The organism is Actinocatenispora thailandica (genome assembly GCF_016865425.1).
In the GTDB taxonomy this organism is placed as follows: domain Bacteria; phylum Actinomycetota; class Actinomycetes; order Mycobacteriales; family Micromonosporaceae; genus Actinocatenispora; species Actinocatenispora thailandica.
This window is the reverse complement of record NZ_AP023355.1, coordinates 1,113,936-1,127,622: the sequence shown is the minus strand read 5'-3', so window position 1 is coordinate 1,127,622 and position 13,687 is coordinate 1,113,936. Positions and strand designations below refer to the sequence as shown.

11 protein-coding genes and 1 pseudogene are annotated in these 13,687 nt (G+C 75.0%); 7 read left to right on the top strand and 5 right to left on the bottom strand.

All coding sequences use genetic code 11. The annotated features are described in order from the left end of the window. The first annotated feature begins 277 nt into the window (after positions 1–277). Positions 278–1,264, top strand: a complete 987-nt coding sequence (locus tag Athai_RS05000) for an aldo/keto reductase (RefSeq protein WP_203960380.1) — start codon at positions 278–280, stop codon at positions 1,262–1,264. 2 nt (positions 1,265–1,266) lie between these two features. After that, a pseudogene (locus Athai_RS04995) lies at positions 1,267–1,803 on the top strand (TetR/AcrR family transcriptional regulator); the annotation flags it as partial. A gap of 188 nt (positions 1,804–1,991) precedes the next feature. Here the strand turns inward: Athai_RS04995 and cuyB are convergent. The 4 genes from cuyB to Athai_RS04975 all read right to left on the bottom strand — a co-directional run bounded on the left by cuyB (position 1,992) and on the right by Athai_RS04975 (position 5,444). Next, a complete protein-coding gene (gene cuyB / locus Athai_RS04990; protein ID WP_203960379.1) occupies positions 1,992–2,732 on the bottom strand; it encodes a cysteate racemase in 741 nt (246 codons plus the stop codon). 30 nt (positions 2,733–2,762) lie between these two features. Next, on the bottom strand, positions 2,763–3,590 hold the full coding sequence (locus tag Athai_RS04985) for a M55 family metallopeptidase (RefSeq protein ID WP_203960378.1): 828 nt from the start codon (positions 3,588–3,590) through the stop codon (positions 2,763–2,765). 96 nt (positions 3,591–3,686) lie between these two features. Next, the gene (locus tag Athai_RS04980) at positions 3,687–4,145 is read right to left on the bottom strand and encodes a hypothetical protein (protein ID WP_239156730.1); all 459 of its coding nucleotides are present in this window, start codon (positions 4,143–4,145) and stop codon (positions 3,687–3,689) included. 456 nt (positions 4,146–4,601) lie between these two features. Next, a complete protein-coding gene (locus tag Athai_RS04975) occupies positions 4,602–5,444 on the bottom strand; it encodes a DegV family protein (RefSeq protein ID WP_203960377.1) in 843 nt (280 codons plus the stop codon). Between the two features lie 470 nt (positions 5,445–5,914). On the opposite strand from Athai_RS04975, the gene Athai_RS04970 reads away from it, so the two are divergent. Continuing rightward, complete coding sequence (locus Athai_RS04970; protein ID WP_239156729.1) at positions 5,915–7,000, top strand: family 4 glycosyl hydrolase; 1,086 nt, start codon at positions 5,915–5,917, stop codon at positions 6,998–7,000. A 76-nt stretch (positions 7,001–7,076) separates the two neighbouring features. Here Athai_RS04970 and Athai_RS04965 read toward each other — a convergent pair whose 3' ends face one another. After that, positions 7,077–7,619, bottom strand: coding sequence for a winged helix-turn-helix transcriptional regulator (locus Athai_RS04965; protein ID WP_239156728.1), 543 nt, complete (start codon positions 7,617–7,619; stop codon positions 7,077–7,079). A gap of 80 nt (positions 7,620–7,699) precedes the next feature. Between Athai_RS04965 and Athai_RS04960 the strand changes: the two genes are divergently transcribed. The 4 genes from Athai_RS04960 (at position 7,700) to Athai_RS04945 (ending at position 13,680) form a co-directional block, all read left to right on the top strand. Continuing rightward, the gene (locus Athai_RS04960) at positions 7,700–8,875 is read left to right on the top strand and encodes an acetyl-CoA C-acyltransferase (protein ID WP_203960376.1); all 1,176 of its coding nucleotides are present in this window, start codon (positions 7,700–7,702) and stop codon (positions 8,873–8,875) included. A gap of 248 nt (positions 8,876–9,123) precedes the next feature. Further along, positions 9,124–9,528, top strand: coding sequence for a hypothetical protein (locus tag Athai_RS04955; RefSeq protein WP_203960375.1), 405 nt, complete (start codon positions 9,124–9,126; stop codon positions 9,526–9,528). Beyond that, a complete protein-coding gene (locus Athai_RS04950) occupies positions 9,525–10,724 on the top strand; it encodes a hypothetical protein (protein WP_203960374.1) in 1,200 nt (399 codons plus the stop codon). Before Athai_RS04955 ends, Athai_RS04950 begins: the two co-directional genes overlap by 4 nt. After that, positions 10,711–13,680, top strand: a complete 2,970-nt coding sequence (locus Athai_RS04945) for a CHAT domain-containing protein (protein WP_203960373.1) — start codon at positions 10,711–10,713, stop codon at positions 13,678–13,680. The genes Athai_RS04950 and Athai_RS04945 overlap by 14 nt, the downstream gene beginning before the upstream one ends. Positions 13,681–13,687: the final 7 nt, after the last annotated feature.

Genomic DNA, 13,687 nt, shown 5'->3' with positions numbered 1-13,687 from the left:
TCCCCCTTGCAGGACAGGCACCATCCACCCGCCCCAATCGGGCTTGTCAGGAACGCTAGAAGCGGCACGTCAGCGACCGGTAACGACCGGATCACCAAAGCATCGACATCGGCTTGGAAACGATGATATTTACCCTGACTTTGCCTTTCTTGCACACGGCTAGCAGGAAACGCACGCCGGTGCGGGGCCCCGCGCGACGAACAGATGACAGAATTTGGAATCTGTCAGCATCCGGGGCAGGATGGCACTCGGCCAACACATCACCAGGAGGACATCGATGCGACTTCGTCGACTCGGTACACACGGGCCGTCGGTCTCGGCGATCGGCCTCGGCTGCATGGGCATGTCCGGCGCCTACGGGCCGGCCGACGACGCCGAGAGCGTCCGCACCGTGCACGCCGCGCTCGACGCCGGCATCACGCTGCTGGACACCGGCGACTTCTACGGCATGGGGCACAACGAACTCCTGCTGCGCGAGGCGCTGCGCGGCGGCCGCCGGGACGCCGCGACGCTCAGCGTGAAGTTCGGCGCCCAGCGCGGCCCGGACGGCGCCTGGCTGGGCTTCGACGGGCGGCCCGCCGCCGTCAAGGCCTCGCTGGCGTACTCGCTGCAGCGGCTCGGCACCGACCACATCGACATCTACCGGCCGGCGCGGCTCGACCCGGCGGTACCGATCGAGGACACCATCGGCGCGATCGCCGAGCTGGTCGACGCCGGGTACGTGCGGCACATCGGGCTCTCCGAGGTCGGGCCGGCGACACTGCGCCGCGCCGCCGCCGTGCACCCGATCGCCGACCTGCAGATCGAGTACTCGCTGCTGTTCCGCGGCATCGAGGAGCAGATCCTGCCCACCTGCCGCGAGCTGGGCATCGGCATCACCGCGTACGGTGTGCTGTCCCGCGGGCTGCTGTCCGGCCGCTGGCGTGCCGACCAGTCGCTGCCGGCGAACGACATGCGCGCGCACACCAGCCGGTTCCAGGGCGACAACCTGGCGCACAACCTGGCCCTGGTCGAGGCGCTGCGCACGATCGCGGCGCGACTCGGCCGCACCGTGCCGCAGCTGGCGACGGCCTGGGTCGCCGCACGCGGCGACGACGTCGTACCGCTGGTCGGGGCGCGGCGGGTGGACCGGATCGCCGAGGCCACCGGCGCGGCCGCACTCGACCTGGACGCCGACACGCTGGCCGAGATCGACGCCGCGGTCCCGGCGGACGCCGCCGCCGGCGAGCGGTACCCGACCGGCCGTACCCCGACACTGATCTGACCGTGGGCGGACCGCTGACCCGGGAACAGATCCTCACCGCCGCCGAGGACGTGCTCCGCCGGTATGGGCCGGACAAGGCGACGGTGGTCGACGTGGCACGGGCACTCGGGGTCAGCCACGCCAGCGTGTACCGGCACTTCCGGAGCAAGGCCGAACTGCGGGCCGCGGTGGCCCGGCGGTGGCTCACCCGGGTGCATGCCCCGGTCACCGCACTGCGCGATTCGACCCAGGCGGCACCGGACCGGTTGCGTACCTGGCTGCACACGTTGCTCGCGGTGAAGCGGCGCAAGGTGCTGGACGACCCGGAGCTGTTCGCGGCGTACCGGCGGCTGGCCGCCGAGTGGCAGGAGGCGCTGACCGCCACCCTGGACGGCCTGGTCGACGACATCGCCGCGATCGTCCGGGCCGGCGTGCGCGACGGCAGCTTCCGGCCGGTCGAGCCGACCGCCACGGCACGGGCGATCTTCACCGCGACGCTGGCGTTCCACCACCCGAGCCACGCCGCGTCCTGGTCCGATCCGGGTACCGAGGAACGACTCGACGCGGTGTGCGACCTGATCCTCGCCGGCCTGTCCGCCGACCGGCCCGGCCCCGCGGCACCGGCCGGTAGCGGCGACCGCGAGGCGGCACGGCCGGCAGTGGCGGACGCGGCGCCGGCCGCCAGCAGCGGACGGGGCGCCGGCCGCCAGCGGGGGCCTCGACCCCGGGCCGGCGGCCACCGGAGTGGTCAGGAGACGACGTCGGCCGGGTCGGGGCGCGGTTCGCGGGCGCGGCGGACCACCTCGTGCGTGAGCAGGTCCGCCGGGTCGACGACCGGCAGCGCCGGATCGGTCGCGCCGCCAGCGGCCAGCGCGAGCACGATCTCGGTACAGCCGGCGATCGCGGCCTCGGCGCCCGCGGCGCGCAGCCCGGCCAGCACCTCGACGAGGGCGGCCGCACCCGTCGCGTCCGCGGTCCCCGCCTTGACCGCGGTGATCGCCGCGGTCACCCGGGCCTGCTCGGCCGGTTCCGGCGCCAGCACGGTCAACCCGACCGCGACGCACGCGTCGTGGTAGAGCCTGCTCGCCACGGTCCCCTCGGTGGCGAGCAGCCCGACGGTCGCGCCAGCCGGCAGCGTCGCGGCCAGGTGCCGCGCGGTCACGTCGATGATGCTGACCAGTTCCAGGCCGGCCTCGGCGGCCAGCGGCGGGACGAACGCGTGCGCGGTGTTGCAGGCGACCGCGAGCAGCCGCACCCCCGCCGCCGCCAGCCCGGCCACGCCCGCGCGCAGCACCGGCGTCGGGTCCTCCCCGTCGCCGACCAGCGCCGCGGTACGGTCGGGCACCCGCGGGTCCGACCAGATCACCACCGGCAGGTGTTCCTGGTCCGTGGCGGCCGGGGTGGCCGCGACCAGCTTGCGGTAGAAGTCGACCGTGGCGGCCGGCCCCATCCCGCCGAGGATCCCGACCACCGGTGGCGACACCGTCATGCCCAACCTCCTACGACGAGGAACACCAGGTCACGTCCAGTCCGGTTCCCGGCCGGACGACAGCACGCCGACCACGATCCCGAAGGTACGCAACGCGGTGGCAGCGTCCGGCGCGTCGAACTCGACGGTGCGCTCGGCGACCACCCGGACGCCGGGGACGGACCCGGCCCGCACCGCCAGGTACGGGTAGTCGACGTCGACCTCGACGGTGTGCGGTGCCGGCGCCCCCGGGCCGGCGCCGGCGAGTGCCGCGGCCTGCTGCGCCGCGGTGGCGATGTCCGCGGCGGTCGCGGCCGGCGGCCGGCAGACCGCGCTGTGCCGGGACAGCGCCCGCTTGACCGCGACCGTACGGGCCCGTGGAGCCCAGTCGCTCGCCGCGGCGCACAGCACGTCGTCGCCGGTGACCAGCACGACCGGTACGCCTGCCTCGGCGGCGACCAGGGCGTTGAAGCCACCCTCGTCGACCTGCCGGCCGTCCACCCGGACGTCCAGGATGGTGTGCGACAGGCAGGTGTGTGCGAGCACGCCCGGCCGGCCGGCGCCCATGTGGTAGCCGATCATCGCGACCGCGTCCACGCCGCTGTCGATCAGTTCCATCATGCCCAGCGGCTTGTGCCGGCCGACGACCAGCTCGGCCCGCGGATCCAGCTCGGCCAGCGGCAGGTTCGCCATGCCGCAGTGCGAGTCGTTGACCACGATCTGGTCCGCGCCCGCCGCGGCGAACCCGGCCACCGCCGCGTTCACGTCCCCGACCAGCAACCGCAACGCCTGGTGGTACCGGGCGGTGCCGGCGATGACGTCGTCCGGCAGCACGGTGCCGGTGGCGCCCTCCATGTCGGCCGAGATCAGGATCCGCATGCGGCCGACTCTACGGTCCACCGGACGCCTGGCTGTGCACGGATCGGGTCCGCGCCGCCGCCCGGCGAGTCCGGGCGGGGTGCGGTCGACCGCCGGTCACGTCCACCAGGGTGCGGCGCCGTTGATCAGCCGGTCGTGCCCGACGAAGGTGAACAGGCTGGTACCGGGCGGCAGCGGCTGCGGATCCTTGAGGAAGCGGTGCCGGCCGACACCGTGGTCGGCGGCCGGGTCCGACAGGTACGCACGCTCGAAGCCGGACTCGTCGAACCGGTCGCAGATCCACGGCACCGGATCCGGCTGCTCCCGGTGCCGGGTCCAGACCACCGACCCGCCGGTGTTGCACAGCTGGGTGCAGTGCTCGACGAGCCGGGCGACGCCGGGCAGCGTCAGGTTGCCGAGGATCCCGCAGAGCAGCACCAGATCGGCCGGTACCGCCGGAAGGTAGTGGGTGGCGTCGGCGGCGTCGCCGGCGATCGCCTGCACGCCGGGCAGGCCGGCGCGTTCGGCGGCGGCGCGGGCCGCGAGCACGTTGCGCTCGTCCAGCTCGACCAGCACGGCCTGGACGTCGGCGGCGCGCGGATGGCCGGCCAGGGCGCCGATCAGGTCGCGGCCCTGCCCGGCGCAGAGGCTGATCGCCCGGAGCGGACCCGGCGGTGCGTCGTCGAGCGCCGCGGCGATCTGCTCGCGTACCGCCGCGAGGCGGCGGGCGAGCTTGGAGCCGGGGTGTCGTAGAGCTCGTGCCAGGTGAACCAGTCGCGGTCAAACACCTCACAAGGCTACAAAGATCGATTCAGATGGTGAACACCGCAGAAATTCAAATAGTGATCACAACACGACAACAGGTCATGTTGACATTCGGGCTCATCGCGGAAACGGGTCCGACCTCGGCGCCGGCGCGGGCCGACGCGGGCAGCGCGCGGGCCGACGCGGGCAGCGCGCGGGCCGACGCGGGCCGCCGAGCGCGGGCCGACGCGGGCCGCCGAGCGCGGGCCGACGCGGGCAGCGCGCGGGTCAGCTCGGGGAGAGCGCGAGGCCGACGGCGCCGGGGCCGAGGTGGACGGCGAGCGTCGCCGAGGACGGTGTCACGATCGGTTCCGGAATCGCCGGGTACCGCCGGGCGAGCAGCCGCGCGGTCTCGGCAGCGCGGTCCGGCGCGTCGATGTGCTCGATCGCCGCCTGCACCCGCCGGCCGCCGTTCCCGCGGCCGACCAGCTCGACCAGCTGGGACAGCGCCCGCCGGGTGCCGCGTGCCCGGGTCACCGGGACGATCTGCCCGCCGTCGACGCCGAGCAGCGGCTTGATCGACAGCGCGGTACCGAGAAACGCCGCCGCCGGGCCGATCCGGCCGCCGCGCCGCAGGTAGTCCAGGGTGTCGACGTAGACCAGCTGGTTGATGTGCGCGCGCTGCCCGGCGGCGAGCGCGAGCACGTCGCCGGGCGCGTGGCCGGCGGCGGCGGCCCGGGCGGCGGCCAGCGCCGCGAAGCCGAGACTCATGCCGGTCGTCTGCGAGTCGACCACCCGTACCGGCACGCTGGACCGGTCCGCCGCCGACTGCGCCGCCGCGCAGGTCCGGGACAGCCGGGCGGAGATGTGGATCGAGATGATCGCCTCGGCGCCGGCCTCCGCCGCCTCCTGGTAGGCCCAGAAGAACGCCGACGACGACGGCTCGGCGGTGGCCACCGGGACGTCACCGCGCAGCGCCGCGAGCAGCCCCGCCCGGTCGAGCCGGTCCTCGTTCGTGACCTGGTCGCCGATCTTGACCTGGAGCGGCACCACCCGGATACCGAACCGCGCGGCGACGTCGCCGGGCAGCGACGCGGTGGAGTCGGTGACGATCGCGAGGCGCTGACGCATGACCCGCAGATTAGCGAGTAAATGGTGCAAAACCAATCGGTTGAGCCCGCTGCGACTCACCGTAAGTAGCCGCATCCGGTCCGCCGACCGCGCCGTACCCACCCGGACACGCCTGGCGACGGAGCGGGTGTCGCAATCCCGGCCACGCTAGGGTCTGGTGCGAGTCCTCGCCGACCTGCATACCGGGCCCCCAGGTCGGCACGGCGTCCAGACACGGGGGTGTGCTCGGTGCGGTTGACGATCCTGGGCGGCGGCGGCTTCCGGGTACCGCTGGTCTACCGCGCACTGCTCGCCGACCGCACCGAGCCGCGCATCACCGAGGTCGTCCTGTACGACGTGGACGAGCCGCGGCTTTCCGCGATCGGCCAGGTGCTGCGCCAGCTCGCCGACGGCGTCCCGGACGCCCCCGGGTACGGATCAGTGCCGAGCTCACCGACGCCCTCACCGGCGCCGACGTGGTGTTCTGCGCGATGCGGGTCGGCGGCCTCGCCGGCCGCGCCGCGGACGAGCGGATCGCGCTGGACGCCGGCCTGCTCGGGCAGGAGACGACCGGACCCGGCGGCATCGCGTACGGGCTGCGCACCGTGCCGGTGGCGATCCGGGTCGCCGAACTGATCGTCGAGCTGTGCCCGCGGGCCTGGGTGGTCAACTTCACCAACCCGGCCGGCATGGTCACCGAGGCGATGCAGCGCATCCTCGGCGACCGGGTGATCGGGGTGTGCGACTCGCCGGCCGGGCTGTGCCGGCGCGCCGCCCGGGCACTGTCGGTCGCCCCGGACCGGGTCGCGTACGACTACGTCGGGTTGAACCACCTGGGCTGGCTGCGCGCCGTCCGGCAGCAGGGCCGCGACCTGCTGCCGGAACTGCTCGCCGACGACGCGGCGCTGGCCGGCTTCGAGGAGGGCCGGCTGTTCGGCGCGGACTGGATCCGGGCGATCGGTGCGCTGCCCAACGAGTACCTCTACTACTACTACTTCACCGCCGAGGCGATCACCGCGATGGCCGACGGGGACACCCGCGGCGAGTTCGTGGCCAGGCAGCAGCAGGCGTTCTACCGCGCCGCGGCGGCCGAACCCGGGCAGGCGTTGGCGCTGTGGGAACGTACCCGGGCCGAGCGCGACGCGACCTACCTCGCCGAGGCGCGGGACGCCGACCGCGATCAGTCCGATGTGGACGAGGGCGGCTACGAGGCGGTCGCGCTGGCGCTGCTCGCCGCGCTGCGCCACGGCGCACCGACGACGCTGATCCTCAACGTACGCAACGGATCGACGCTGCCGACGCTGCCCGCCGACGCGGTCGTCGAGGTGTCCTGCGCGGTGGACTCCGCGGGCGCCCGACCGCTCGCCGTCGCACCGCTGAGCACCCACCAGCTCGGTCTGGTCGCCGCGGTCAAGGCGGTCGAGCGCGCCACCGTCGACGCCGCGGTGTCCGGCAGTGCCAGCACCGCGGTCCTGGCGCTCGCGCTGCACCCGCTGGTGGACTCGGTCGGTACCGCCCGGCGGTTGCTCGCCGCCTACCGCAACGCCATCCCCGAACTGGCCGCCGTGCTGCGCTGAGCCCGGCCCGGTCGGCGCCGGACCCGTGCTCGGTGCGCGTGGCGCTGTGTTCCCGCCGGCACCGCCGGCCGAGCCGCTATCCGGTGGGGCCGGCGGGGGTCCATCCGGGCGCCTGGGAGCGCAGCCGGTAGCGGGACGGGTCGTGCGGGTCGAGGTCCTCGCCGCAGTGCGCGCAGCGGGCGACGACGTGCAGCGGATGCCCGCAGTCGTGTTCGACCACCATCGGCGGCTCCTCGACGAGCCAGTGGTCGCCCCAGATCCGCAGCGCGTTGAGCACCGGTACGAGATCGCGGCCGGCGTCGGTCAGCCGGTACTCGAAGCGGGGTGGATGTTCCTGGTACGCGCGGCGGGTCAGCACCCCGGCGGCCTCCAGCGCGCGCAACCGGGCGGTGAGCACGTCGCGCGGGGCGCCGGTGTTGCGGGCGAGCTGGCCGAACCGGCGGTTGCCCAGGTTGATCTCACGGATCGCGAGCAGCGCCCAGCGCTCCCCCACCACCTGCAGCGCGGCAGCGATCGAGCAGGGTCGGCCGGGCATCTCGGTCGCCGGGCGCCGCGCGGGCGCCGCGCTCCCGGTGCCGGGCGCGGGACGAGCGGCGTGCTGGTTGGTGTCGGTACCCATCGCGGTCAAGGTTTGCATATCAAACCGACTCCGGCTACCGTCCCAGTCAGTTGGGAATTCAAACTCACCCGGGAGTCCACATGCCCGAGGCACTGATCGTCGACGCGGTACGCAGCCCGATCGGCCGCGGCCGGCCCACCGGCGCGCTGCACGACGTCCACCCGGTCGACCTGCTCGCGCACAGCCTGCGGGCCCTCGCCGACCGCACCGAGCTCGATCCGGCCGTGCTCGACGACGTCATCGGCGGCACCGTCACCCAGGCCGGCGACCAGGCGCTCAACCTCACCCGCAGCGCGGTGCTCGCCGCCGGCTTCCCGGAATCCGTGCCCGCCACCACCGTCGACCGGCAGTGCGGCAGCAGCCTGCAGGCGCTGCACTTCGCCGCGCAGGGCGTCCAGGCCGGCGCCTACCAGGTGGCGATCGCCGCGGGGGTCGAGTCGATGGGCCGGGTGCCGATGGGTTCCGCGGTCCTGCCAGGCAGCAACCCGTTCGGGCCGACACTGGCCGAACGGTACCCGGAAGGGCTGGTGCCCCAAGGCATCTCGGCCGAGCTGATCGCCGCCCGGTGGGACATCGGCCGGACCGAGATGGACGAGTTCAGCCTCGCCTCGCACCAGAAGGCCGCCGCCGCGGCGAAGGACGGCGCGTTCGACGCGGAACTCGCACCCATCGCCGGCCTCGACCGGGACGAGGGGGTACGCCTGGACACCAGCCTCGCGGCGCTCGCGGCACTGCGCCCGGCGTACCACGACGCGGCGATGGCGGCCCGCTTCCCGCAACTGCGCTGGCAGGTCACCGCCGGCAACACCAGCCAGATCAGCGACGGCAGCGCCGCCGTGCTGGTCGCCTCGCCCGACGCCGCCCGCCGGTACGGGCTGCGCCCGCTCGCCCGGGTGCACAGCGCCGCCGTCGCCGCCGACGACCCGCTGTACATGCTGACCGCGATCGTGCCCGCCACCGAGAAGGTGCTGCACCGCGCCGGGCTGCGCCTCGACGACATCGACCTGTTCGAGGTCAACGAGGCGTTCGCGTCGGTGGTACTGGCCTGGGCCCGGCGCACCGGCGCCGATCCGAACCGGGTCAACGTCAACGGCGGCGCCATCGCGCTCGGCCACCCGCTCGGCGCGACCGGCGCCCGCATCACCAGCACCCTGGTACACGCGCTGCACCAGCGCGGCGCCCGCTACGGCCTGCAGGTCATCTGCGAGGCCGGCGGCCAGGCCAACGCCACCATCCTGGAACGCCTCACCGGCTGAACCCGGTCCCACCAGGCACCCGGGGCGCGGACCAGCTGCCCGCGACGACCGCGCGCGTCGGCGAGGCCGGTCCCGATCGGCCGGCACCCGCGAGTGCCCGCGGGCGGGCACGATTCGGTCGCCGCCGCACATCCGCTGTCCGCACCATCGATATCGGCCGAACGCATCTTTTCCGTCCGAGACCACCCGCTTACGCTGAGCCAGTGTTCCTGGCCGTCGAGGCCGGCGGATGTCCTCGGAGGTAGCGCATGTCGGACGGTGAGGTCTTCGCGGTCACGGTCCCGGAGGAGCTGGGCGAGCACCTTTTCGCCGAGGGCTTCGAGGAGGCGTTCGTCTGGCGCGGGCCCGGTCCCGACACCGTCTCGGGCACCCTGGAGTTCGTCGGCTCCGCGGTCTCGCTGGGGGCGAACGCGGTCGCGGTCCTCGTCGGGGTGGCGCAGTTGCGCGCGCTCGCCGCCTCGGCACGGGCCTGGCTGCGGCGGCGGCGCGCCGCCGGGGCCGACTCGGTGCGGCTGGAGCTCGCGGTCCGGCGCGGACCGACCGTCGCGCGGTACCTCGTCGAGGTCACCGGCGAGCCGGACGACGCCGAGGTACGGCGGTTCACGGAGGCGGTGGCCGGCATGCTGTCGCCGGCCGGGGACCGGCGACCTTGACCGAGCACGCCGCCGAGCCCGCCCCGGCGCCGACCCAGCACGGCGTCGGGCACGCCACGACCGTTGCCGGCGCGGGGGTCGCGGCCCACCCGCACGAACTGGCCGCCGTGTTGCGCAACCCCACGCCGGCGGCGCTGCACGTGCTCGACCATGCGGCGCTGCTGTCGGCGTTCAAGGCGGGGCCGGTCCACTGGGGCGTCGGGCCGCTGGCGGCGGCGCTGCTGCTGGTGCCGCCCGGGGAACACGCCTGCGTCACCGAGGCGCTGGGCATCCTCGACCTGGACAGCCGGACGGTCTTCGACGCCCTGCACGGCGAGCATCTCGACTACGACTCCGCGTCGTACGAGCGGCTCGCGGCGAGGTTCGCGCCGGACCGCGGGGCCGCGGCGGCGTCGGTCCGCGAGGTGTGCGCCGCCGCGGCGGCGATGCGCGACCGTACCGGCGACACCGCGGTCAACACCGCGCACCTGTTTCTCGGCCTGCTGCACGTCGTGGCCGACACCGACGAACACGGCCTGGACGGCTACTTCCGCGACTGCGGCATCACCGTCGACCTGATGGTCTCGGCCGCGGTGGCGGCGCGGGCCCGCACCGGCGACCCCGACCGGCGGGGCGGCAACGGGTACGGGATCGCCGGCGGCCGTCGCGGTCCGGCGCCCCGGCCCAGCGAGCGGTTCGGGGTGTCGGCGTCGTCCGCGCCGACCACTCTCCGGGCGAAGGTCCGGCGCCGCCGGCAACGGGCCACCGCGCCGACGCTGGCCGACATCGGCACCGCGTGGCGCGGGTACACGGTGCGGCGGTGGACGGTGCTCGCGGTCATCGGGCAGTTGATCGCGCTGTCGTCGCTGGCGTGGGCGATCACGGCGATCGTCGCCGGTGCGCCGTGGTGGCTGTTTCCGTTCGCGCTCGTCGCCGGGCGCGGGTACGGGTTCAGCGCCCGCGCGCAGTGCACGACGGCGATCGCCTCGGCGGTCGCGGCGACCGTGGTGTTCGTGCTGTGCGGCGCGTGGATCCTGGTTCTCACCACGGGAGCGACGGTGGCCGTCTCCGTCGGCCTGCTCGGCTACCCGCTCGACTGGCGGCGCGGCGACACCGGCGATCCGGGCTACGGCCTGGACCGGATGGTGCGCGACCAGGTGGTCTCCAGATCGTCGGTGGCGTGGCTGCTGCGGTGGGATCGCCGTGCCCGCGGGTGACCCGCGCGGCTCCGACGAGGCGGCGCTCGCCTGGCTGCGGGAGCGGTCGGCGACCGCGCTGGACGAGGACGAGGTCGTCACGCTGGCCGACCTGGCGTTCGCGCTGGTCCGCGGCGACCATCCGCGGCTGGCGGCGGCCGGGATGCTCGGCGATGCGGTCGCCGGGCAGCGGGAGGTCCGCCGGCACCGCACCACCCCGGACCGCATCGGCGACGTGCACGCCGACCGGGCGCGGATCATCGGATCGTGGGTGGTGTGGCAGCCGTTGGTCTGCCGGATCGTCACGGGACTGCTCACCGCCCTGATCGCCGCGGCGTTCGGGCTGCCGTTCGCGTCGAGCCTGCTGCTGGGCGGAGCGAGCGCAACGCTCGCGGCGTCCACCCAGCTGCCGGCGCGGCGCGCCGTGCTGTGGGGGCCCTGGCTGCTCGGCATCCCCTGCGCCGCACTGGCTCTGTGGTTCGCGCGCGGGCAGTGGTGGCTGGGGGTACTGCTGCTTCCGGCCGCGTGGACCGCGCACCACGCGGTGACCGCCTTCGCGGTGTTCTTCGCGCAGGGTCGTCGACACCTGTTCGGGTTCGTCCCCTTCGCTGTCCGGCTGCGTCTCGGGCTGCGCGGACGGTGGAAGGTCCTCGCCACGGGCCTGGACAAGGCCGTCACCGACGACGTGTACCGGGCGGACCGGTTCCTCGACGTGGTCGCTCCGACCGCACCGCCCGTACTCGTGCCGGTGATCGCCGCGGCTCGCGCGGTCGCCGCCTGCCGCCGGGGTGAGACGGACCTCGCGCTGCGTCTCGTCGGGCGGGTCCTGGGCGGGCTGAACGGGCTGCCACCGCGCTGCGCGGGATGGGTGCTGTTGCAGGCCTCCGACGTGCTGGTCACCTGTGGCCGGGTCGCCGAGGCCGAGACCGCGATCGAGCGTGCCCTCGCGGGCCTGCACCCGCGCCGCGACGACGACTGGTACGACCAGGCGCTCGGCCGGCGGGTCATGCTGCACCTCGGCGCGGACGGCGGGCAGGCATCGGTCCTGCGCGACGTGCACCGGCTGCGGCTGCGCGCGGTACGACGCGCCGACGTCGGCCTGCTCAACGTCACGGAGACGTGGCTGCTGCGGATGGCCCTGCTCGCCGGCGACACCGACGGAACGCTGCGGGTGGCGCGGGCGATGCTGCCGTGGTCCCGCGCGCACACCGAACTCGGCGTCACCAGCGAGCAGCTCGCCGCGCGTCAGGTGCTGCTGGCACAGATCCTGCTCGCCGGCGCGGACCGCGATCGGGCCGTGGACCTCGCGTTCGCCGCGCTCGACGCGCTGCGCGGTACCCATCAGCCGCTCGCCGAGGCCGCCGCGCGGGTCACCATCGCCCGCGGCCTGACCGGCACCGACCCCGCCGACGCGCTCGCCCACGTACTCGCCGCTCTCCGCACCGTCCAGGACGTCCGGTACCGGCTCCCGTCGGCGGCGTGGCGGGGCAGCTGGGCCGCACTGCACGCCGCCGCGTACGCGCTCGCCCTGGACCTGGCCTACTCGGTGGCCGACGTGCTGCTCGTGGTGGAGTTGCTGGAGGCGGTCAAGAGCCAGTCCGTACCGCTGCCCCGGGACGCGCGCAGCGCCGAACGGGTCGCGGTGCTGGACGCGCTGCTCAACACCCCGGTACTCGCCGGTGATCGGGACGCCTCCGAGGCGGGCGGGGCGGCCGACCCGCTGCACTACGTGCCCGCTGTCACGGTGGCGCGGGCGTGCTGGTCGACCAGCGGCGACGGCCACCCGGTCGACCTGTCGCCGGCCCTCGACGCCATCGCACCGCAGTCCTGGTACTGGTCGGGGATCGTCGTGGACGGGCGGTATTACTACGCCGTCCGTGACCCCGGCCGGGGCTGGTACGTCAACCGGAAGGACGGCGCCGCGGTGCTGCCCGCGCTGGACGCGCTGCTCGACGCGCTGCCGGTGCCGCGGCCCGGGGAGTCCGACTCCGCGGCGGGGCACCGGGCCGGGGCCGGGCCGCTCGGCCGCGACCGTACCGGCGCCGGCCGCGAGCTGACGGTGCTGCGGGCCGCGGCGGAAGCGCTGCTGCCGCCGGTGTTACGGGACGCGCTGGCGGGCGCCCGGCCGGACGCGCCGGTCCGGCTCCTGGTCGGTCTCGGCGGGGAGCTGGCGGCGCTGCCCGTCGCGGGCTGGCCGCTCGGCCCGGCCGCCGACGCACCCCGGCTGGTGGAGCACGCGGTGGTCAGCTACACGCCGTCGATCGCGCTTCTCGCCGCCGTCCCGCGGCAGCCGTCGGCCTGCCGGCGCTACCCCATCGAGCTGGCCCTGCTCGGCCCCGACCAGGACGACCGCACCGCGGCCGGAAACCGCCTCCGGCACGCCCTCACGCCACCCGGTTCGGCCCGCCGCCAGCACGCCGGCGCCCTCGACAAGCACCGGCTGCGCGAGCTGCTGATCGAGGCGCGGGACGCCGGCTCCGCCGGGCACACCCTGTACGTGGCCGGGCACGTGGTGCGCTCGGAGCTGCCCGCCGACCCCGGTGGCGGCGGGCTGGCGCTGGCCGGCGGGGACCGCCTCACCCTGCGCGATCTGACCGCCAGATCGGGCGACGGACCGGCGTACCCGATGCCGGCTCGGGTGCTGCTCGCCGGCTGCGGCAGCATCGGCGTCGAATCGACGGGTCCCGCGGGCCAGCGGCAGTTGTCCGAGTGGCTGGGCCTTGCCGCGGGCGTGATCGCGGCCGGCGCCGAGGACGTCGTGTGCACCCTGCACCCGATCCCGGAGCTGCCCGAAACGGCCGAGTTCGACCTGTCGGTCGCCGACCTGCTCGTGCTGCCGGACGACCCGGCGGCCGCACTGCGGACCGTGCAGCTGCGGCAGCTGGCACGGTGGCGCTCCGGTGACCGGCCCGTACCGCTCGTCTGGCAGGCGTACGCGCACGTGCACGGCGCCGGGCCGGCCGCCACCGAGGGGTGAGGGGCCG